Origin of the sequence: Muriicola soli (assembly GCF_004139715.1) — a bacterium.
Lineage (GTDB): Bacteria > Bacteroidota > Bacteroidia > Flavobacteriales > Flavobacteriaceae > Muriicola > Muriicola soli.
Genome location: NZ_CP035544.1, coordinates 439647 through 461668, shown reverse-complemented (window position 1 = coordinate 461668; position 22022 = coordinate 439647). Strand labels below are relative to the sequence as shown.

At 42.3% G+C, this 22022-nt stretch carries 22 protein-coding genes; 5 read left to right on the top strand and 17 right to left on the bottom strand.

Features of this window, described 5'->3' with window-relative positions:
• Window positions 1-2 precede the first annotated feature (2 nt).
• From EQY75_RS02035 to mraZ, 11 genes are read right to left on the bottom strand one after another with little or no spacing between them, the layout of a single operon-like run.
• Complete coding sequence (locus tag EQY75_RS02035; RefSeq protein WP_129602415.1) at window positions 3-722, bottom strand: cell division protein FtsQ/DivIB; 720 nt, start codon at window positions 720-722, stop codon at window positions 3-5.
• A complete protein-coding gene (gene murC, locus EQY75_RS02030) occupies window positions 712-2064 on the bottom strand; it encodes a UDP-N-acetylmuramate--L-alanine ligase (RefSeq protein ID WP_129602413.1) in 1353 nt (450 codons plus the stop codon). Before murC ends, EQY75_RS02035 begins: the two co-directional genes overlap by 11 nt.
• On the bottom strand, window positions 2061-3158 hold the full coding sequence (gene murG, locus EQY75_RS02025; RefSeq protein WP_129602411.1) for an undecaprenyldiphospho-muramoylpentapeptide beta-N-acetylglucosaminyltransferase: 1098 nt from the start codon (window positions 3156-3158) through the stop codon (window positions 2061-2063). Before murG ends, murC begins: the two co-directional genes overlap by 4 nt.
• Window positions 3145-4338, bottom strand: coding sequence for an FtsW/RodA/SpoVE family cell cycle protein (locus tag EQY75_RS02020; RefSeq protein ID WP_129602409.1), 1194 nt, complete (start codon window positions 4336-4338; stop codon window positions 3145-3147). Before EQY75_RS02020 ends, murG begins: the two co-directional genes overlap by 14 nt.
• Window positions 4339-4341: 3 nt before the next feature.
• Window positions 4342-5676, bottom strand: a complete 1335-nt coding sequence (gene murD, locus EQY75_RS02015) for a UDP-N-acetylmuramoyl-L-alanine--D-glutamate ligase (RefSeq protein ID WP_129602407.1) — start codon at window positions 5674-5676, stop codon at window positions 4342-4344.
• Window positions 5677-6897 (bottom strand): phospho-N-acetylmuramoyl-pentapeptide-transferase, encoded by a 1221-nt coding sequence (gene mraY / locus EQY75_RS02010; protein ID WP_129602405.1) that lies wholly within the window; start codon window positions 6895-6897, stop codon window positions 5677-5679.
• A gap of 12 nt (window positions 6898-6909) precedes the next feature.
• Window positions 6910-8373, bottom strand: coding sequence for a UDP-N-acetylmuramoyl-L-alanyl-D-glutamate--2,6-diaminopimelate ligase (locus EQY75_RS02005; protein WP_129602403.1), 1464 nt, complete (start codon window positions 8371-8373; stop codon window positions 6910-6912).
• Entirely contained in the window at window positions 8370-10376 is a 2007-nt protein-coding gene (locus tag EQY75_RS02000; protein WP_129602402.1) for a penicillin-binding protein, read from the bottom strand. The genes EQY75_RS02005 and EQY75_RS02000 overlap by 4 nt, the downstream gene beginning before the upstream one ends.
• Window positions 10377-10697, bottom strand: coding sequence for an FtsL-like putative cell division protein (locus tag EQY75_RS01995; RefSeq protein WP_129602400.1), 321 nt, complete (start codon window positions 10695-10697; stop codon window positions 10377-10379). It lies immediately after the preceding gene.
• A 15-nt stretch (window positions 10698-10712) separates the two neighbouring features.
• Window positions 10713-11609: a 16S rRNA (cytosine(1402)-N(4))-methyltransferase RsmH gene (gene rsmH / locus EQY75_RS01990; protein WP_129602398.1), complete on the bottom strand. Its 897-nt coding sequence runs from the start codon at window positions 11607-11609 to the stop codon at window positions 10713-10715.
• Window positions 11596-12060 carry a division/cell wall cluster transcriptional repressor MraZ gene (gene mraZ, locus EQY75_RS01985; RefSeq protein ID WP_129602397.1) on the bottom strand — a complete coding sequence of 155 codons (465 nt, stop codon included), beginning with the start codon at window positions 12058-12060 and terminating at the stop codon, window positions 11596-11598. Before mraZ ends, rsmH begins: the two co-directional genes overlap by 14 nt.
• 261 nt (window positions 12061-12321) lie before the next feature.
• Between mraZ and EQY75_RS01980 the strand changes: the two genes are divergently transcribed.
• Both EQY75_RS01980 and yihA read left to right on the top strand, forming a co-directional pair.
• Window positions 12322-13086, top strand: a complete 765-nt coding sequence (locus EQY75_RS01980; RefSeq protein WP_129602395.1) for an alpha/beta fold hydrolase — start codon at window positions 12322-12324, stop codon at window positions 13084-13086.
• A gap of 12 nt (window positions 13087-13098) precedes the next feature.
• Window positions 13099-13719, top strand: a complete 621-nt coding sequence (yihA, locus tag EQY75_RS01975) for a ribosome biogenesis GTP-binding protein YihA/YsxC (protein WP_129602393.1) — start codon at window positions 13099-13101, stop codon at window positions 13717-13719.
• 32 nt (window positions 13720-13751) lie between these two features.
• On the opposite strand, the gene EQY75_RS01970 is transcribed toward yihA, so the two are convergent.
• Window positions 13752-14129 carry a GTPase gene (locus tag EQY75_RS01970; protein WP_246019950.1) on the bottom strand — a complete coding sequence of 126 codons (378 nt, stop codon included), beginning with the start codon at window positions 14127-14129 and terminating at the stop codon, window positions 13752-13754.
• A gap of 107 nt (window positions 14130-14236) precedes the next feature.
• Here EQY75_RS01970 and EQY75_RS01965 point away from each other — a divergent pair, with 107 nt between their 5' ends.
• A complete protein-coding gene (locus EQY75_RS01965) occupies window positions 14237-14950 on the top strand; it encodes a pirin family protein (RefSeq protein WP_129602391.1) in 714 nt (237 codons plus the stop codon).
• Between the two features lie 16 nt (window positions 14951-14966).
• Here the strand turns inward: EQY75_RS01965 and gldC are convergent, their stop codons facing one another.
• Window positions 14967-15302, bottom strand: a complete 336-nt coding sequence (gene gldC / locus EQY75_RS01960) for a gliding motility protein GldC (protein WP_129602389.1) — start codon at window positions 15300-15302, stop codon at window positions 14967-14969.
• A gap of 4 nt (window positions 15303-15306) precedes the next feature.
• Entirely contained in the window at window positions 15307-16269 is a 963-nt protein-coding gene (gene gldB, locus EQY75_RS01955) for a gliding motility lipoprotein GldB (RefSeq protein WP_129602387.1), read from the bottom strand.
• Between the two features lie 94 nt (window positions 16270-16363).
• Between gldB and nadE the strand changes: the two genes are divergently transcribed.
• Window positions 16364-17164: an NAD(+) synthase gene (gene nadE / locus EQY75_RS01950; protein ID WP_129602385.1), complete on the top strand. Its 801-nt coding sequence runs from the start codon at window positions 16364-16366 to the stop codon at window positions 17162-17164.
• 152 nt (window positions 17165-17316) lie between these two features.
• The gene (locus tag EQY75_RS01945) at window positions 17317-17946 is read left to right on the top strand and encodes a response regulator (protein WP_129602383.1); all 630 of its coding nucleotides are present in this window, start codon (window positions 17317-17319) and stop codon (window positions 17944-17946) included.
• A 76-nt stretch (window positions 17947-18022) separates the two neighbouring features.
• Here EQY75_RS01945 and dnaG read toward each other — a convergent pair whose 3' ends face one another.
• From dnaG to EQY75_RS01930, 3 genes are all read right to left on the bottom strand, one after another.
• A complete protein-coding gene (gene dnaG / locus EQY75_RS01940) occupies window positions 18023-20002 on the bottom strand; it encodes a DNA primase (RefSeq protein WP_129602381.1) in 1980 nt (659 codons plus the stop codon).
• A 119-nt stretch (window positions 20003-20121) separates the two neighbouring features.
• The gene (locus tag EQY75_RS01935) at window positions 20122-21207 is read right to left on the bottom strand and encodes a hypothetical protein (protein ID WP_129602379.1); all 1086 of its coding nucleotides are present in this window, start codon (window positions 21205-21207) and stop codon (window positions 20122-20124) included.
• 87 nt (window positions 21208-21294) lie between these two features.
• The gene (locus EQY75_RS01930; protein ID WP_129602378.1) at window positions 21295-22020 is read right to left on the bottom strand and encodes a hypothetical protein; all 726 of its coding nucleotides are present in this window, start codon (window positions 22018-22020) and stop codon (window positions 21295-21297) included.
• Between the last annotated feature and the right edge of the window lie 2 nt (window positions 22021-22022).

Genomic DNA, 22022 nt, shown 5'->3' with positions numbered 1-22022 from the left:
TCTTAAATTTTAGTGCACACTACTTGATTGTCAAACTCTAAATTCACAACTGCGTAATCCCTTAAGGACTTATCTTTTAAAGCCTTGGCATAAAAGGCTTTGAAATTTTTGAATTTCTTCTCCAGGTCATCAACATTTCCAAGGTCAACGATAAAGTCTTCAACCCGAAATTTCAATTGATACCTTTCTTCCGCTTCTATATGTATCCCGATGACATTTTTTCTAAAAAATTCATCCTGGTTTATAAACTTCAATATTTCAAAAACATCATCCAGACTCTTTCCTGTGATCTCGCCAGTGATGATAGGCACACGGGCAGAATGCAACTTGGATAATGGCATAGATTTACCCTCCTCATCTAGGTAAAATGTTGTAATTCCCTCTACACGACCTATGGGCTGCCTTTGGAAAATTTTAGATGTAAGTTTATCATCAATAGTAAGATATACCTGGGCGCTTTTTACCATATTATGGGTCTCGATGACCTTTTCTATAGTATTCAAAACTAATTTTTCTTTGCCCAGCTTGAGGACACTTCCAAAATTTTGTATTAACAATTTATTAACCATTTCCTGAGACAGGTATAAATTGTTGTCTCCTTCAAATACAATCTCCATCTCCTTTATGGGTCTGTCGAGATTTCTTTTATTTGAGAATGCGTAAAGTCCTGTTATACAAATTATTAGGACTAATATTTTGATATAGTTCCAATTAATTTTCATATTCCAATGCTTGTTTTAATGATTCTACTTCAAGTCCGATATCCCCCGCTCCCATGGTGACCAGGACTTGTGGTTTTTGCGCCTTTATTTCTTTAGCCAGATCCTGTTTTGCAACCAGCTTTTTCATAGGATTCTGAATGAGTTTGAGTAATTGTTGTGAGCTAACTCCCGGAATAGGTTTTTCACGAGCCGGATAAATATCCAACAAGAGGATACTGTCAAATCTTGACAAACTTTTTGCAAAGTCGTTTAAGAAATCTCGTGTTCTTGAATACAGATGAGGCTGAAAAACCGTAAGGATTTTAGTATCGGGATGCATTTCCTTGATCGCATCGAAAACAGCATCTATTTCCGTCGGATGATGTGCGTAGTCATCGATGAAAATCAAATTGTCTGCCTTGATCTTATACGAAAATCTACGCCTTACACCTTTAAAGGATTCCAAAGCTTCTGCAAGGCGATCCAGCGGGGGACCGGCCTGAATCGCCATTGCGAAAGCCACTAAACCATTCAGCAGATTATGTCTGCCGGGTTTGTTGAATTTCACCCCTTTTAGCACAGTTTCGGGGGTGCCCAAATCAAAAATGTAGGTGCCATGTTCAATTTTAATATTTTTTATACAATAGTCCGAGTTGTCATCGATCCCATAGGTGATTCCCTGCACGGGTAGCCCATTCCTGACAAATAGCTTTCCGTTGGGCTTAAGGTTGGCAGCGAAATCCCTGAAGGACTTTTTCAAAGCTTCTTCATCACCGTAGATATCGAGGTGATCGGCATCCATAGAAGTAATACAGGCAACGTCGGGTCTTAACTGAAGAAACGATCGGTCAAATTCATCGGCTTCAACTACTGAAAACTCATTGCCTTCCCAAACAAAATTGCTATTGAAGTCTTCTGATATACCGCCTAGAAAAGCAGTTAATGGGGTTCCGGTCTCTTTGAGAAGATGTGCCAGAATACTGGAAGTTGTAGTTTTTCCGTGGGTACCTGCGACAGCAAAGCAGAAAGTGTCATTGGTGATGATTCCCAGCACTTCTGATCTCTTTTTTACCGTAAATCCCTTATCCCTAAAATAGATCCATTCTTTCAGGTCCTTTGGTACCGCAGGAGTATAAACCACAAGGGTATCTTCAGCATTTAAGAAGGGTTCAGGAATTAAGGTCAATTCATCCTTATAATGGATATCAATTCTGAGATCTTCCAATTCCAGGGTAAGCGGTGATGAAGTTTTGTCATAGCCGGCAACCGGTTTCCCCAAAAAGGTAAAATAGCGCGCCAAGGCAGACATTCCGATACCGCCTATTCCGATAAAGTAAACCCTATGAAAATTGAATTTACTCATGCTGTTCTCCCGATTAAATTTTCAATCTCATCCACAATATGTTCTGTTGCCTTTGGCAGGGCCAACTTTTTAATATTGATACCCAGTTCCTCCCTTTTTTGATCTGAAGAAATTAATTCCTCAAATGTCTCCTGGAACTTGCTATCCAAATCCTTTTCTGCAACCATTACCGCCGCACCTTCTTTTACAAGGGCCTCGGCATTTTTAGTCTGATGGTCCTCAGCCACATTTGGTGAGGGTACAAAAAACACAGGTTTGCCCACCAGGCAGAGTTCAGAAACTGATCCCGCCCCCGAGCGCGATATAATGATATCCGAAATCCGGTACCCGTGCTCCATTTTATTCAGGTATCCATGGACCTTAACATGATCAGAATTCAGATGCTTGTATTTATCGTAATACATGGCACCACATTGCCATACCAATTGCAAATCCAGTTTATGGAAATAGCTCAGTTGCGCTTCAATAAGTTTGTTGATCCGTCCGGAACCTAAACTCCCGCCAAGGATCAATAGGGTTTTCTTTCCGGGCTTAAGCCCGAAATACTCATAAGACAACTCAGCCTCATCCGGTAAACTAAGCAAGGAAGATCGCACCGGGTTTCCCGTTTTAACAATCTTTTGCTCAGGAAAGAATTTATGCATCCCTTCATAGGCCACACAAATCTTTCTCACTCTCGACGCCAGCAATTTGTTTGTGATCCCCGCGTAGGAATTCTGTTCCTGAAGAAGACATGGAATTCCTTTCCCGGAGGCTACTCTTAGAACCGGGCCACTTGCAAAGCCCCCGGTACCTATGACGACATCGGGTTTAAATGTGTTTACTATGTTTCTTGCCTTTATCAAACTGCTGATCACTTTTATAGGAAAAAGAAAATTTTTCCAGCTTAATCTTCTCTGTAATCCACTAATCCATAATCCTTTAATTTCGTATCCCGCCTGAGGGACCTTTTCCATTTCCATTCTGTCTTTTGCTCCCACGAACAAAAATTCTGCCTCCGGAAATCGCTTTTTAAGCTCGTTGGCAATTGCAATTGCCGGATAAATATGTCCTCCGGTACCTCCACCGGAAAGAATAAACTTATAGTTGCCCACTTAAGACTTCTAAAGGGTTATTTTCATCAATTTCCTGATCCTCCAATTCGTTGGTTCTCTTTCTACTCGCACTCAAAACAATGCCTATCGCCAGACAGGTCATCCAAATAGAAGTCCCCCCTGAACTGATCAAGGGCAGAGTTTGCCCTGTAACAGGGAACAATTCAACTGCGACTGCCATATTGATCAATGCCTGGAATACTATGGGCAATCCTACCCCTACAACCAGCAACTTCCCAAAAACCGACTGATTAGCGTTGGCAACAACGACAATTCTAAAAAGCAAAAGCATATAAAAGAACATGAGAGAAAAACCCCCTATAAGGCCGTATTCCTCAACGATTATTGCATAAATAAAATCTGAAGAACTCTGTGGCAGGAAATTTTTCATGACGCTTTTACCTGCCCCGTTACCCACCAGGCCTCCGCTGGAAATGGCTATTTTGGCTTTTTCAATCTGATAGTCTGCCTCTGTATCTGCGGGGTCCCAAAAACTTTCAACACGACTCATCCAGGTGTCTACCCTGTTCGGAAAAAGATCCGGGGCTGCTTTGGCGACAAGGACAAAGAACAATAGCCCTAAAAGGCCTAAACCAATCATTGCAGATAAGTATTTCAAGGGGTATCCCCCCAAAAAGCACAAGACCAGCACCATAAAGAAAAGGATGGCAGCGGTTGAAAAATTGGCTGGTAAAATCAATATTACAATCAGAAAAACCGGGGACCATAAAGGCAAAATACTTTCCTTAAAAGTCACCTGTCTATCTTTTATTTTGGAAAGGTACCTGGCGATGTAGACCATTAAAACAACAGAAGCCAGGGTTGAGGTTTGAAAAGTGATCCCTACAAGGGGCAATCTGATCCAACGGCTGGCGTTGGCCCCCTCAATGGTTGTGCCTTGTGCCAATGTATAAACCAGCAGGGCAAGGACCACAGGCATTGCGATAATTGATAATCCTTTAAAGTAATGAGCCGGGATTTTGTGAACACCATAAATGATCCCAAAGCCCAGGAACAGCAATAAACCGTGTTTCATCAAATGCCCTATGGTAGTTCCATTCCCCACAACATACACCAGATTGCTACTGGCGCTGTACACCGGAAGGAAAGAGAATAAGGCCAGCAGTGCTACCACCGCCCAAATGACTTTATCACCTTGTATGTGAGTTAGGAACTTCAAAAACTATAGGTTTTTAATTGCTTCTTTAAATTGATTCCCTCTATCCTCGTAATTTTTAAACAAATCGAAACTTGCACAAGCGGGCGAGAGCAAAACGGTGTCTCCTCGCTCAGCTATTTTGTAAGCGACCTTTACTGCTTCAGACATGGCATAGGTTTCAACAAAAATATCTACCGCATTTACGAAAGTTTGCCTGAGTTTTTCGTTGTCCATTCCCAGGCAAATTATCGCCTTAACCTTCTCGCGTACCAAAGGCATTAGGGCTTTATAATCATTGCCTTTATCCACTCCTCCAACAATCCAAACGGTGGGAGTGCTCATACTATCGAGGGCATAGTAGGTGGCATTGACGTTGGTTGCCTTTGAATCATTGATGTACTGTACGTGATGTATTTTCAGGACCTTCTCAAGTCGGTGCGCAGCACCCTGAAAGTTCTGGATACACTCCCGAATAGTTTCCTTACGGATCCCCACCAGTTTAGCTGCGGTAATTGCAGCCATGGTATTCTTGAGGTTGTGCTGACCTTCTAATGCTAGTGAATCTGATGCTAGTTCCATAGTGTCTTCGTGTGTCTTTATTACAAATTGTTTGTCTTTTAAAAAGGTTCCATACTGCTTTTCCCCATGTAAGGAGAAGGGCAGTTTGCTGGCCTGGATAGGGTGCTTTTTTAAGTGAGCGTCAATCACGTCATCATCGGCATCATAGATAAAAAAGTCTTTGCTGCTCTGGTTCATTGTGATCCTGAATTTAGAAGCGACATATTTAAGAAAATCATTATCGTATCGATCCAAATGATCAGGGGTGATATTGGTGATCATCGCAATGTGCGGGCTAAAGCTTGTGATCCCGTCGAGCTGAAAGCTGCTGATTTCCAGAACGAAGTACTCCTTCTCCCCTTCGGCAACCATTTGTGCGAAACTGTCTCCAATGTTCCCGGCCATACCAACATCATATCCCGCTTGTTTCAGGATGTGATAAGTGAGCATGGTCGTGGTTGTTTTACCATTACTCCCGGTAATCGCAATGATGGTCGCACCGGTATATCGCGAGGCAAATTCAATTTCCGATATCACGGGAATACCTTTGTTAACCAGTTTCTGAACCAGGGGTACCTTATCGGGGATTCCCGGACTCTTCATAACCAGGTCGGCATTCAGTATCTTCTCCTCTGTATGTCCTCCTTCTTCCCATTCCAATCCAACATGTATAAGAACGTCTTTGTATTTTTTCTTAATCTCGCCTTTGTCTGAAACAAAGACCTCAAATCCTTTCTGTTTCCCCAGGATGGCAGTTCCTACACCACTTTCGCCTCCTCCCAGGATCACTAATCGCTCCATTTACCTCACTTTTAAGGTTACAATGGTCACAATAGCCAACAGGATTCCTATAATCCAGAATCTGGTGACGATCTTGCTTTCGTGATATCCTCTTTTTTGATAATGGTGGTGAAGGGGCGACATAAGAAATATTCGTTTCCCTTCTCCGTATTTTTTCTTGGTGTATTTGAAATAACTGACCTGCATCATGACAGATAGCGACTCGGCAAAGAAAATCCCGCATAAGAGAGGAATGAGTAATTCCTTCCGCACGATGATGGCAATCACTGCAATTACGCCGCCAATGGTTAAGCTGCCTGTGTCACCCATAAAGACCTGGGCAGGAAATGCGTTGTACCATAGGAATCCGACTAGAGATCCTACAAAAGCAGAGATAAACACGACCAACTCTCCAGCCCTGGGGATATAAAGTATATCCAGGTAATCCGAGAATATAATGTTACCCGATACCCAGGCAAAGATGCCCAGTGTCAATACGATTATCGCAGAAGTACCAGCGGCCAGACCGTCAATTCCATCCGTTAAATTGGCACCGTTGGAAACTGCTGTCACTATGAAGATGACGATGGGGATAAAGATGAGCCATGCGTATCTCTGTACGTCTCCCCCTATCCAAGAGATCAAATCACCATAGTCGAACTCGTTATTTTTAAAGAAGGGAACGTTGGTCTTGGTAGATTTCATTTCCTTTCCTTCCACATCGCGAACCTCGAAATTCTCGGTAATGATGGTCTTATTCTTTTCCTTCATGGTAACTTCAGGGTGGAAAAAGAGGGTAGCGCCCACCACCAGGCCTAAAACCACTTGCCCCAGGATTTTAAATCTTCCTTTAAGGCCTTTTTTATTCTTTTTAAAAATCTTAATGTAATCATCTATGAAGCCGATGATGCCCATCCATAGGGTGGTGACAATAAGCAGGATCACGTAGATATTATCGAGGCGAGCAAAGAGAATTACGGGGAGCAGGGTAGACATAATAATGATGAGTCCGCCCATAGTTGGAGTACCCTGTTTTTGCTGCTGTCCATCGAGTCCGAGATCCCTTACGGTCTCTCCTATTTGTTTCTTTCGGAGAAAGAGAATGATGCGCTTTCCAAGGGTTGTGGCAAGAACAAGCGATAGCAATACCGCCATGGCTGCCCTGAAGGTGAGGAATTGAAATAATGTCGCCCCTGGGAACTGGTACTGTTTCTCTAAATATTCAAACAAATAATACAGCATACTACTTTCTTGCTATTTCTTTAAATCTTCTAATGCTTGTTTGATAATTTTAAAATCATCAAAGTCCGTCCTGTTTCCATTGGTTTCCTGGTAGGTTTCATGGCCTTTCCCGGCCAGGAGAATGATGTCTTGTGCATCGGCTAGCTGACAGGCGGTTTTAATGGCCTGTTTTCTGTTTTCGATCGCCAAAACCTTTGCTGAATTTTGCGGTTCTACCCCAGCTTCCATTTCCGAAATAATAACTCCGGGTTGCTCGGTCCTTGGATTGTCTGAGGTAAAAATGACCTTATTACTAAGGGAGGTAGCGATATGCCCCATTACCGGACGCTTAGACTTGTCACGATCACCACCACACCCCACTACGGTGATGACGTTTTCATTTCCAGTCCTCAATGCGCTGATTGTTTCCAGCACATTTTTTAAAGCGTCCGGCGTATGGGCATAATCAACAATAGCCGTTATGCGATTTTTTGAGATATAGTATTGAAATCTGCCACTTACATTTTCCAGCTCACTGAGTAATTTGAGGGTTTCGATTTTATCTAACCCGAGCAGATCAGCTGTCGCGTAAATCGCGAGTACATTGTAAGCATTGAAATTCCCTATAAGTTTTGTCCAGAGTTCATTGTTGTCAATTTTTAGCAATTGACCGCTGAACTGATTTTCCAGGATCTGAGCCCTGTAATCTGCATACGATTTGAGCGCGTATGTAAATTTTCTAGCCTTGGTATTCTGCAGCATGACCAAACCATTCTTGTCATCCATGTTTGATAAGGCGAATGCTGTTTTAGGCAAGTAATCGAACAATGCCTTTTTGGCATCCCTGTAATCTGCAAAGGTTTTGTGATAATCCAGGTGGTCGTGAGACAGGTTGGTGAAAATAGCCCCGGCAAATACGAGGCCTTCGGTCCTTTTCTGATCAATGCCATGTGAACTGGCTTCCATAAAACAGTACTCCACCCCTTCCTCACTCATTAATGACAAATAGTAATTGATAGACAAGGCATCAGGAGTGGTATGTTTTGTATCGTACTCCTTTTCATCAACCATAATCCTGATTGTGGAAAGCAGACCAACTTTAAAGCCGGCTTTTTTAAACAATTGATAGAGAAGGGTGCTTACAGTAGTTTTACCGTTGGTCCCAGTTACCCCGATCAGTTTTAAATTTTTTGAGGGATTTTCGTAGAAATTTGAAGCCATAATGGCAAGAGCCTTCTTAGAGTCTTCTACCTCCAGGTAGGTCACCTCATTTATAAGATCTGCGGGCATCTGCTCACAGACAATTGCATTGGCTCCTGAGGCAATGGCCTTACCAATATAATCGTGTCCGTTAGACTGTGTCCCGCTGATGGCAACAAAAACATCATCAATGGAAACAGTCCGGGAATCGAAACATATTTGATTCACGAGTTTGGCCGTTGTTCCGGTTACAGCCTTAAGGCCCACTCCATATAATATGTCTTTGAGTGACTTCATGAAAGATCCAGGACTATTTTAGATACCTCGTTAAGTTTGGTTCCCTGCCGTACCGATTGCTTTTTCACTTTTCCATTACCCTTAATTTCTACTTTCAGGCCGAGATTTTCGAGTATGGAAATAGCGTCCATCCCACTCATCCCTTTTAAATTGGGCATGATGGTTAAATCCTTTTGTACCTCATCATAATAAGACTCATAAGCCTCTTCCAAGACTTCATTAAAGGGTTCGAGATCGGCAACCTCATCAACCAAAGGGTTATTTGAGTATATCTTATGAGCAATGGATTTAAAAACCGGACCAGACACATCCGCCCCGTAGTAGCCAACACTCTTATCGGGTTCATGGATGACTACGATACATGAATATTTAGGATCGTCTGCTGGGAAATAACCTGCAAAAGTGGAAATGTACCTCAGTTTATCAGGATCTTTACCTACGTAATTCTTTTGTGCTGTACCTGTTTTACCAGCCATCGAAAAGCCTTCCGCAAATAATTTATGTCCGGTACCGTGTTCTTTCTCCACAACATTTTTTAACAGCTGCTGTACCTTTTTCACCGTTTCCTCGGAGCATATCGCCGGGTTGATCACTTCCTTTTCAAACCTTTGTATGGTATTATTCCATTCTTTTACTTCCTTAATGAGTCTGGGCCTAAGTAATTCCCCATCATTGGCAATGGCATTGTAGAACGCAAGAGTTTGAAGTGGAGTAAGAGCCACTTCATATCCGTGAGACATCCATGCCAGGGAAATCCCCGACCAGCCTTTATCGCCCGGATTCCTCAACACTGGAATACCCTCTCCCTTAATCGGTAAGCCCAGTTCTTTATGCAAGTCCATCTGCCTGAGCCTGTTGACAAAGGCCTCAGGATTTTGCTTATAATTATTATGGATCATTTTTGCGAAGGCAGTATTGGAGGAAAGCTCAAAAGCCCGAGCTACCGAAATCTCGCCGTAGCCCCCATGCTTTGAATCCCTCACGATACGGTCATAAAGACGCCATCTTCCCTTTTCCGTATCAATGACACTGCTGGTATCTACTACTTTATCCTCCAAAGCCGCTACCAGTGACATCAACTTAAATGTTGAACCGGGCTCGTGAGATTCCCCAACAGCATAATTCAGTCTTTCGTAATATTTGTCATCCTCTGTCCTGCCGAGGTTCGATATGGCTTTGATTTCGCCGGTATGCGTTTCCATTACAATTACGCAGCCGTGATCTGCTTTGTATTTTTCGAGTTGCTTCAACAGGGCGTGGTGGGCAATATCCTGGATATTGATGTCGATTGTGGAAATTACATCATAGCCGTCCTTTGGCTCTATGATATTGTCAAGGCCGATGGGCTTCCATTGCCCTTTGGCTATTTTTTGCTTGAGACGTTTCCCTTCTTTTCCCCTGAGGTATTGTCCAAAGGCGCCTTCAAGTCCAACCCGGGTAACATAGCCGTTTTCATCAAAACGTTCATAACCAACACTTCTTTCGGCGATTTTTCCCAGGGGATGCTCGCGAACCGTTTTCTGATCCACAATCAGACCACCTCTGTAGGGTCCCATATTAAAAAGTGGGAACTCCTTGACGCTCATGTACTGAGAATAGTCCAGGTTTCGTGCAATTAGCGCATACCTGTTTTTATTTGCTTTTGCCTTGCGAAGCAGCTGTTCGTAATGCGAAGCAGGCTTATTCAATAAAGCCCCTAATTGAGAAGCAAGAGGACCTACATGTTGTTCAAAATCCTCATTCTTAACGGTTACAGCATCAAATCTGATCGCGTACTTGGAGACCGAAGTTGCCAGCAAACTCCCATCGTCAGAATAGAGATTTCCCCTGTTGGGCGGAATGGTGAACATTTTTTCCGTTCGTTGCAAAGCGAGCTCCTTATACTTATCCCCATGCACCATTTGGATACTCACCAGCTTAAAAAGTACCAACCCACCAAAAAGGAACAAGCCTCCCGATACGAGATACAACCTGGTTAGAATATGTTTGGTAGAAAATGCCATTTATGGGGTGGTTGATTTTACTTTAATCTTCTTCGGTGGCGTCTCAGAAGGAAGCAGACCTTTATCTGCTACGGTTAGCCTTACGGTCGACTCCAATTTTAATCGTTGTACATCCGAACGCATCTCTACAAACTGACTTCGCAACTCCTTTACTTCTTCATTTAGGGCGGCTAGCTTGTGTACTTTGCGGTCGGCGCTGTGAGAACTGGATATCATCACCGTTGCCAGGAAGGAAGCAAATACCAAAAAGAGCCAGTTTTTAGGAGCGCCACCACTCACTAGAAACTTGCCTTTTAAAATGGATACAATTCCGTTTTTCATTTTGATTTTCAATAATTAAATCCGTTCCGCTATTCTCAATTTTGCACTTCGTGCTCTGTTATTTTGTTTGATCTCTTCTTCGTCTGGGACTACCAGGTTCCCCACTTTTTTAAAGGGTTTTAAAGGCTTTCCGTAAAAGTCCTTTTCAAGTTCTCCTTCAAAATTCCCAGTCATGATAAAGCGCTTTACCAGACGATCTTCCAGTGAATGGTAACTGATAATGCTCAATCGGCCTTCTTCGGGCAACAAGCCCGGAGTTTGCAATAAGAACTCCTTTATCGCCTCCAATTCCTGATTCACTTCAATTCTCACCGCCTGGTATATCTGGGCCAATATTTTATGCTCTTTGTGTCCGGGCAAAAACCTTTGTAACGCCTGCTTTAAATCAGCAGAGGTTTTTATCGTTTTCTTATCCCGGGATTCTACTATGGTTTTGGCCATTGCATGAGCATTCCTGAGTTCACCATACTGCTTTAAAATCTGTCCTAGTCTCTCAGCAGAGTATTCATTGATTACCTCAAAGGCAGACAATTGATTTCTTTTAGACATCCTCATATCAAGTTCTCCCTCAAAACGGGTGGAGAAACCTCGTTCTGCGCTGTCGAATTGATGTGAGGAAACTCCGAAATCTGCAAGGATCCCATTCACTTTCCGAATGCCATAGAACTTTAAAAACTGACCGAGATACCTGAAATTCTCATTGATTAGTGTAAATCGGTCATCATTTATATCATTATTGAGAGCGTCTTCATCCTGGTCAAAAGCAAACAACCTTCCTTTCTCCCCCAACCTTTCTAGAATGGCCTTAGAATGGCCTCCACCTCCGAATGTGATGTCTACGTAGACACCGTCCTGTTTTATGTTTAATCCGTCCACTGAAGGTCGGAGCAAGACCGGATTATGATAGCTCATCACCATCTTCTCCCATTACCTCTTCAGCCAACTCAGCAAAATTCTCTGCCGTTTCATCTAAAACCTTTTCATAACTATCTTTATCCCAGATCTCGATTATATTTATTGCCGAGCTCAATACCACTTCTTTGGTAATACCGGCAATAGCAATAAGGTTTTTGGGTATTAGCAATCGTCCTGTCGCATCAATCTCAACGGGCTTAACCCCTGCCGAAAACCTTCTGATAAAATCGTTGTTCTTTTTCTTGAATCGGTTTTTTCGATTCATTTTCTCCATGAGCAGATTCCATTCCTCCATGGGGTAGAGTTCAAGGCATGGCTGAAACACAGAGCGCTTGATCACGAAGCCTTTGTTGATCACCGGCGCCATCTGATTCTTAAGGGTCACAGGTATCATCACCCTTCCCTTTACATCGGCCTTGCATTCATATGTTCCAATGAAATTGATCATTCAAATCTGGTTGGTCTACCCTATATAAACTCAAATATATAGAAATTATTACCACTATTTACCACAAATTACCACTTTGTTCATAAAAATTGGCTTTTTTAACCTTTACCCGTCCCGTCCGTCTGAGCTTAAGAGTTTTGTTTTCCCAACAAGAAAGAATTCTCATGCAGCGAGCTGTTTCGATTCATCGCAATCTCAATTAAATGGTCCTATATGAGGGAAATGCCTATATTTGCCAACTGACAACAGAAGCTGTCGTGCATGGAGAATTCAATTAAAACTGACGGGAAATACCGATATATAGAAGTCGGTGAAGGCACCCCAATGATCATACTTCACGGTCTGATGGGTGGATTGAGTAATTTTGAAGGCGTAACCAATTACTTTCCTGAAAAGGGATATAAGGTACTGGTCCCTGAATTGCCGATCTACAGCATGCCCATGCTCAAAACCAACGTCAAGAACTTTGCAAAATACCTGGAACAATTTATTGAATACAAGGGGTTGAAAGACGTTATCCTACTCGGAAATTCACTGGGTGGTCATATTGGATTACTACATACCAAACTATACCCTGAAATGGTCAAAGCCTTAGTAATTACAGGTAGTTCTGGGCTATATGAAAGTGCTATGGGTGATGGATATCCCAAAAGAGGAGATTATGAATTCATCAAGAAAAAAGCACAGGATGTATTCTATGATCCTGCGGTTGCGACCAAGGAAATCGTGGATGAAGTTTTTGCTACGGTTAATGACCGAATGAAACTCGTAAAAACACTAGCCATCGCCAAGAGCGCAATAAGGCATAATATGTCAAAAGATTTGCCTCATATGCTGACGCCCACCTGTATTATCTGGGGTGAGAATGATTCGGTTACCCCTCCAAAAGTAGCCAAGGAATTTCACGAACTGCTTCCCAATTCTGATTTGTTCTGGATTAAGAAATGCGGACACGCTCCCATGATGGAACATCCCAACGAATTCAATGAAATTCTGGCCAAATGGCTTGAGGAAAGTAAACTCTAAAACCGGATAATCATGAAAATAAAGTCGGCCGACTTTGTCATGAGCAATTCCAGTGTTGCCCAATGCCCCTCTGACCATCTGCCTGAATACGCCTTTATCGGCAGATCTAATGTGGGAAAGAGTTCGCTGATCAACATGCTTACCGAACGTAAGTCTCTGGCCAAAACCTCAGGAAGGCCCGGTAAAACGCAACTGATCAATCACTTTAAAATAAACAAGAACTGGTTTTTGGTGGATCTACCCGGATATGGTTATGCCCGGGTATCCAAAAAAGAAAAAAAGACCTTTCAGAAGTATATCACTGAGTATTTTTTAAAGCGGACTCAACTACTCAGCGCCTTTGTCCTGATCGACATCCGCCATGAACCACAACCCATAGACCTCCAGTTTATGGCCTGGCTGGGCGAAAATCAAATCCCTTTTTCAATTGTGTTTACCAAGGCAGATAAAATAAAACCCATGGTGATTAAAAGGCAGGTTAACGAATATCTCAATACGATGACAAAAGACCTGTGGGAAGAAGCACCCCGGCATTTTGTTACCTCCTCCCTGAAAGCACAAGGAAGGGAAGAAATTCTGGAATATATTGACCAAATCAATACCGACTTTCACAAGCATCAGCACAAAGGTTAAAATTTGTGCTCAATAATGGTCGGAAATCCTCGTTACGCTAGTCTTTGGTTTATCTCCCCGATTAATTCTTCCGTTGACTGAAGTTCGTTAATTTCTTTCGTTCCCAAGAACTGCTCCAAGTTGTGATCCGTGATTTCGAGTACGATGGGAAAGCTGTATTTGGGCATGAATTTGGAAGAATACTGAGCCAAAAACTCATCCTTATGAAGGAATTCCATAGAAATATCACTCTTCTTTCGGAATTTTTTCCAGGTCGCCTTTTCACGGAAATTTCCGAAGGTCAGCTCGCATAATCTACACTGATAAGTTGCTGGATTCAGTACTTTGTGAGCAGCATCGAACAGCTCGTTCATCAATCCTGAATCTGCATTGTAAACAAATAGCAATTTCTTAATGGGATCTCTGGGCACCTGCTTCAGTTTTTATAAATTTATTACTAGGACAATTTAGGTCTTTACAGACGAAAGATTTCTGAATTCCTTACGACAAAGATGGCAAAAGAATCACACAAATTATTATGAAGAAAATACTTCACAAAGCATCTACGCGGGGTTTTGCCGATCACGGTTGGCTCCGCAGCCACCATACCTTTAGTTTTGCAGGTTATCACGATCCTTCCCGGATGAATTTTGGCGTACTCCGGGTGTTGAACGATGATGAAGTAGCTGGCGGAATGGGGTTCGGGACACATCCACATCAGAACATGGAAATCATTTCTATCCCTCTGGAAGGAGAACTTGAACACAAAGACAGCATGGGCAACGTGGCCGTTATCAAAGAAGGCGATGTGCAGGTTATGAGTGCGGGTACAGGAGTAAACCATAGCGAACGCAATAAGAACCGGGATAAAAAAGTGAAATTTCTACAGATCTGGGTACTTCCCAATAAAGTGAATGTGAGTCCGAGATATGATCAAATTACCCTGGACCAAACTTCCTTAAAGAATACCTTTCACCAGATTATTTCTCCTGATCCTAAAGACATCGGGGTATGGATTCATCAGGACGCCTGGTTCCATTTAGGCGATTTTGACAAAGGTGAAACCATTAGTTACGGCATGCGAAAAAAGTCTAATGGCTTGTACATATTTCTTCTGGAAGGCAAATGCAGGGTTGCCGGAGAGGAATTAAACCGGCGCGATGGACTGGGGGTGTGGCAGGTGAATACCCTTGAATTTGAAATGATGGAGGCCGGTCAAATTTTACTAATGGAAATACCCATGTCTAATTAGGAGCGGAAAATTATTCTCATGCTTCTAATTCGAGTTTTTCTGCAAAATAGGCGCAAAAGTCTTTCATGGTGGCCGTCATTTTTTCGTCCTGAGTAGCTTTCATAAACGTATCCGAAAGCGATATTAAGGTTTGGTGAAAAAAGATTTTCATTTCATCCAGAGGCATATCCTTGGTCCACAGATCAATTTTAAGCGACTCCTTATTTTTGCTGTCCCAGACTGAAAGCAGCATCGCCTTGGCTTCTTCATCTACAATTCCTCCGTCTTCTGCAGACCAGTTTAATTTTACCGGAATCCGGTTCTCATCGAGGGTAATCCTCAATTTTATTTCTGAAGACTCTTCTTTTGCCATGATCTTACTTCTGAGGTTTATAATTCGATTCTTTGAAAATAGTTTCTCCCGGCAACGTCCATAATTCGGCAACCGGGGTATTTGTTCTATCCATAAATGCTCTTACAATCTGCCATCCTACATACCTGCCCAGACGACCGGGGGACTCATTATCGAGCTCCAGCCTAAATTTGGAAAAGGGTGCGGGATCCAAAAACCGCGGACCCAATTTGGCGTCTGTACTAAAGAGCAATTCGCGTTCAATAAAATATCGCCAGATTTGTTCCTCATTGGCCCTTGCCCAGGCCATTTCATCTTCATTATACCCAATCTTTTGGCCATCAGTCTGCCATGACAGGAGAAGGTCCTTCAGGTAGAGTTCCTTCCCGTAATATACCATTTGATCTAAAAAGCTCCGATTTACGGGATAGGGTATAATCTTTTTTGACAACGCACTTACTATATCGCTCTCGATGTATTCCTTGTCCAAGCCTTTGGAGATATACCGGTCAATGCCAGCATAAAATCTGTGATCCGGTCCAAGATAATTGTCTAACCCGATGAGAAGAAGGCTGTCTGTAACGATTATCCGATTTTCGTAATCTACATCCGTTGTGAGAGTAATTAAGGTAGGAACCTGATAGTCGGGAAAATAATAAGTGAGGTGCTTAAAAAGCAGTGTTAGTTCTTTCTCCTGATTCTCAAAATCTGAAAATGCACTGTCTACAGCCTGCCTCAATTCCATCTGTATGCTGTCTTGCAATTTTGCGGTCCAGACACTATCTGAATATTGGGGAGGAAAAAAATAAGGGTACTTCAACTTAATTTGAGGCAGTGATTCCTGAGTGGCCTCAGCAAACTCCTTGTCAAATCTCAGTACTTCCAGGGATACCGGCTGATCCAGAATTTCTTGGGGAATTTCTTTATCCTCTTTACAAGCCGATAAAAGTATTAGAATGACCAAAATCCATGATCTTGTCTTTTGCATAAAAAGTAAAGCCTTATCTATTTTAATATTCAGTTGACAGAGAGTATTTTTACGGGGCCAAAGTTAAAGTATTTCAATTTAAAAAAAACGCACTATGCAAACTGCCAAAGTTGTGGATTATATTGTAGAATGGTTAAAGGAGTACACCCAAAATGCCGGAATGAGAGGATTTGTGGTTGGCGTTTCGGGAGGAATAGATTCCGCCGTCACCTCTACTCTTTGTGCCCGTACCGGCTTAAAAGTATTGTGTATTGAAATGCCAATCCACCAAGGCGAGAGTCAGGTAAGCAGAGCCGACCAACACATCGATTGGCTAATAAAAAAATATCCCAATGTCAGCAGACAACCGGTAAACCTCACTCCTGTTTTTGATCAACTGGTGGATGCCCTGCCCAAGGTAGATGATGAAGAAGAGCGTTTTATGTCGCTTGCCAATACCCGTGCCAGATTGCGCATGACCACCTTGTATTACTTTGCAGCCCTTCTGGGTTATCTGGTGGCAGGAACTGGAAATAAAGTAGAAGATTTCGGGATTGGATTTTATACTAAATACGGGGATGGCGGCGTAGACCTGAGCCCAATTGCCGACCTTTTAAAAACTGAAGTATATGAATTGGGATCCTTTATGGGGGTTCACAAAGACATCCTAATGGCTCCACCCACGGATGGACTATGGGGTGACGATAGAACAGACGAAGATCAAATCGGGGCTTCATATCCAGAATTAGAGTGGGCCATGAAAATGGACGAAGAAGGAAAGCGTGCGGAGGACTTCAAAAATCGAGAAGCCGAAGTATTTAAGATATACAAGAAGTATAATTCTGCCAACAAACATAAGATGATTCCTATACCTGTTTGTGAGATTCCTGAGACACTTAAACGACCGATCACCTAAGAATCAGGTAATTAAGACGAATTGTTGACGGTAAACTGTAGAAAAACCATAAAATTATTACAGTTTTACCTTAAATATTTGATATTAAAACCTTACATTGCATGCTAGGGTTATACGTAAGACCTACGTATAGTATTCAGAAAAAATCAACAATGATCAACATTTTAATCGCGGATAATCATCCTATTGTCCGACTGGGAATTAAAGAAGTCCTTAATACTGTTTCAGATTTTAAAGTTTTAGGTGACGTTTCTACCACTACTGAACTTTTTAACGCCTTAGAAAAGGTCAAACCGGATGTCGTCCTGTTAGAAATGGACATCCCGGAAATCAATGGTATTGCTACTTTGAGGAAAATGAAAAAAGAGTATCCTGATGTAAAGGTACTCATCTATAGCGGGCAGTCGGAAGACGTATACGCCTTAAGCACCATCAGGGCAGGTGCCTTTGGATATCTTTCAAAAACCTCAGATTTAGACTATATCATTACCGCCGTTAAAAAGGTAGGCGATGGAAAAATGTTCATCACCAACGAACTCGCTCAGCGCCTGGCATTTGATGAAGGAACGCAAAAACAGCGCCGATTCTTCAGGAAATTGTCTACCCGGGAGGTTGAAGTATTAAAGCTCCTCGCCAGTGGCAAACGCAATAAGGATGTCGCAGAGGGATTAAACCTCAATGAAAAGACGGTGAGCACCTACAAATCGCGTTTGATGAAAAAACTCAACGTTGACAATCTCGTTGATCTGCTACAACAGGCAAAAGCACTGGAATTGTATTAAACTACAAATAACCACCTTCTCTACAAGGGGGTTTTTTAATGCCCTTTAATAATTGCCCCATCGCCAAATAAGGCCTCTAAGACAGGACTCTATTCAATTTATTATTGAGTAATTTATTGAGCTGCAAGTAATTGACAATTTCTTCCAAAACTTCCTTGTTATCCTCCGATTCCTCCTCAGTATCTTGCTGCAGGCTGTAAATCCGCTTTTTTATGAGGTAACACCTCAGGGTAAGTATGGTTTCGCTAACGAGTTGAGCGATCGACTTCGTCTTTTCCTTAGGATAAATATCTTTGCGTTCCCAGTTATGAAGGCTGTACTTTTCTTCTTCCATTAGGATGGAGGAAATGTTATTTACTAATTCCTGATCTAACTCATTTAGAAAAGACGAGAGTTGAAAATCTTCTTTTTCATTGAGGTATTCCATGAGCTTGTAATAGATGATTTTAAACTGATCGTGTGTCAATTCGATCTCATCCTCCTGCAGGTCTAGGTAAATCTTTTCGTAAACCTTGGCATCCACGTTTTCGGGCTCCAGGACCAATTCTCCTTCTTCATTTTCTTTTAAAACAAGATCCTCAAATTGTTGTTCTTCTTTCCCGTAAAGCAATAAAATCTCAATTATTTTTCGCTCCAGCTCAAATTGTACGTCAACCTTTGCCTCTCTCGGCTGATCCCTGATAACTTCAAAAGCTTTTTGTTCCTGCCTTTCCTGTTTTCTGGCATCGTTGTTCTCCTTTCTGCTGATCTGGGCAAGAGTATTGAAGAGCACCTCTTCGGAAATATTCATCATTGCCGCACATTGCTGCACGTAAATCTCACGTTTGATACGGTCCGGAATCTTGGCAATACTGCCTACGATTTCGCGAATGGTATCTGCTTTTTTAATAGGGTCGTTAGCAGCTTCTTCTGCGAGAAGGGAGGTTTTAAATTGTATAAAGTCTTTGGAATTTTCTTTAAGGTAGTCAAGGACATCTTCAAGAGAATTATTCTTTGCAAAGCTATCCGGATCATCTCCCTCTGGGAAGGTACAGATTCGCACATTCATCCCTTGTTCCAGTATCAGATCCACACCCCTAAGTGAAGCCCTTACGCCTGCCGCGTCACCGTCAAACAGGACCGTAATATTTCTGGTTAATCGATTGATGATGCGTATCTGATCGGGCGTCAGGGCCGTGCCGCTGGATGCTACCACATTGTGAATCCCTCGCTGGTACATCTGAATCACATCCGTATATCCCTCTACCAGGTAGCAATTATCTTCTTTCGCAATGGCCTGCTTCGCGTAATAAATACCATAGAGGACCTTGCTCTTGTAATAGATCTCGCTTTCCGGAGAATTGAGGTATTTAGCGGCCTTCTTATCATTACTGAGGATTCGGCCACCAAAGCCAAGAACCCTTCCGCTTAAGGAGTGGATAGGAAAGAGTACTCTTCCTTTGAACCTGTCAAATTTTCTTTTGAGTCCGGGATCTCTGGAATCATCCTTTACGATGGTCAATCCGGTCTTTTCCAGATAATCGAGTTGATATCCCTTTTCCAGAGCGTGATTTGTAAAAGCGTCCCATTCGTCCAAACCATAGCCTAATCCAAATTGGCGAATGGTCTCTTCGGTAAATCCGCGTTCTTTGAAATAACTGAGTCCTACCGCTTTCCCTGGCTCGGTTTTCCATAATACATCCTGGTAGTATTTTTGCGCAAATTCAGAAACCAGATATAAGCTCTCGCGCTCATTGGCCTGTTCTTTCTGCTCATCAGTTTGCTCAGTTTCCTCAATTTCAATCTGATATTTTTTTGCCAGGTATTTAATGGCTTCGGGATAAGTGAAGTGCTCGTGTTCCATCAGGAAGGCTACCACATTACCCCCTTTTCCACTACTAAAGTCTTTCCAGATCTGTTTTACCGGAGACACCATAAAACTGGGTGTCCTTTCATCGGTGAAAGGACTCAGTCCTTTAAAGTTGGAACCCGATTTTTTAAGGCTGACAAAATCACCGATAACCTCCTCTACTCGGGCGGTTTCGTAAACCTGGTCAATGGTCGATTTTGAAATCAAAAGTAAACTATTAGAGAAGGATAAAAATACACAAACAGGGACTGTTAAAAAAACAAATCCCTGTTTTATAAAGTTAATGGTAGCTGTTGAGAATCTCTAAAAGAGATCGGCCTGTAGTATCAATCCATATCAAATCGAAGTCCGAAGGAAATATTCCTTTGACGTATACTGGCATCCTGAAATATAGGATTAAGGTCGTATTTCGTATACAATAATACGCCGTCTATGCCCACATACGCTCCTATTCCGTAGATAAAGTCACTGGTATTATAACCCCGCTTTAATTTGTCCTTTACTCGCTCCCCATTGCGATCGTACTTGAGTTTTTGGCGTGTACCGATATTAAAACCTGTATAGCCTCCAAATCCAATGCGGAATTGATTTCTGATGGAGTACCTTATCCTGGTATCAGTCTTTGTGAATTTAGAAGGTCCGAATTCAAAATAAACCGGAACAACCAGGTTGTCCATCCTGAGTTTGGCCTTCCGCAAATCCACGTCAAAGGTCTCCAGGGTAGTCTCCGGGCCATCTGCTACAAAGTATTGATTGTCTTTTGGTTGCAGGCCGTTGAATTGGAGAGATAAACCGTAATTTATCCGCATAAAATTTGAGTTCTTAAAGACTCTTGTTCGCCATGAAACCCCAAGTTCAAAAAATCGACTTCCCCCAAGTTCGTAAGGAGAATCTCCCAAGGACTGACCGTCAATAATCGCATTATTGATTCCAAAGGCTAACACCATATCAGAATAGGTCCTCCTATCATAAACCACGGGTTTAGGCTCCTTTCGATCAGAATATCGAACACCAAAAATCCGGCTGTGGTCTGTGTCCCTGTGCCCCCAGCCAATTTCAATCTTCGTCACGTAATGGCTGCTGTCCTGTTCAACGTTAACCACCCCGCCATTACGCTGCATCAGAGCGATGGTATTATCCAGAATAGCCAATTTATTCTCGATATTAAGTGCTCTTTTACGTGCAGCTTCTTCTTTTAGTTTTTGGGCCTCTTCCGCAGATATCTCCCCGTCCTTTTGCCTCATCATTATCGCTTCCACTTCTTTCTTTAGCGCTTCCTTCTCCTGCAAACTAATCTGTTCTTTTCGTTGCTGAAGCGAATCGATTTTCCGTTGTACTTCTTCCTGGGCAAATAAACCCTGGACCAGAAGTAGAAAAATAAATGTCAGGGTTACTCTTGTAATTGTTAGCATGATTTTAAATTTTAATTGATTGATGAATAAACTCTTCCTGCCCTCACCCGCCTGAATGAGGAAAAAAACTCGATATTTAGTTAGTAATTATTCGTTTCTGTAGGCAATGGCTGTCCGCACTTTCAAATAACCGTCTTTAAGTTTTTCAAACAACTGATCTCTCAGAGATTGATTGACCTCTTCTTCAACATCAGCCAAGAGTGCAAGTGCATCTACCTTATTCATTGCCTGGGCAGCTTGCCCCTTAAGTATTTCCGCCTGTGCTTGCATCAGCAGGGAATCTATCACTTCATCAGAAACCACTCCCTGTCCTTCTAAAACCTCTACTTGTGCCACAACCTCGGCTATATTGATATCTAATTTTTCCAATTGTAAGATCTCTTTTGCCACATTGCGCTGGGTCTCTTCCTGATCTTCTTGAACCAGCTCAGCAACTTCAAACTTCCCTTCCGCTTGCTCCCTTGAATTGATCACGGGTTGGGTCTTTGATTTGGGTTGAACCGCAATTTCCGACTGAATTTCAATCGAATTTTCTTGCGTTATTGTCGGGGTCTTCTCTTCTGAATCATTTCCTGAATTCACTACCTCATTTGCAGGAAGTACCACATCAACTTGTGTAGAAAGCAGAATTACGGATATAAATAGTACACCTGTAAATCCTGCAGCAATTCCATACTTCCAAAAGTTACTTCCTTTGGTTACAGGAGCTGATCCCAATTGCTCTTCAATACGAGACCATGAGTCTTCGGAAGGATTTATACTGCGTTCTTGCAGTACGTTCCGTATTTTTTCGTCTAAGCGATGCTTTCCCATGA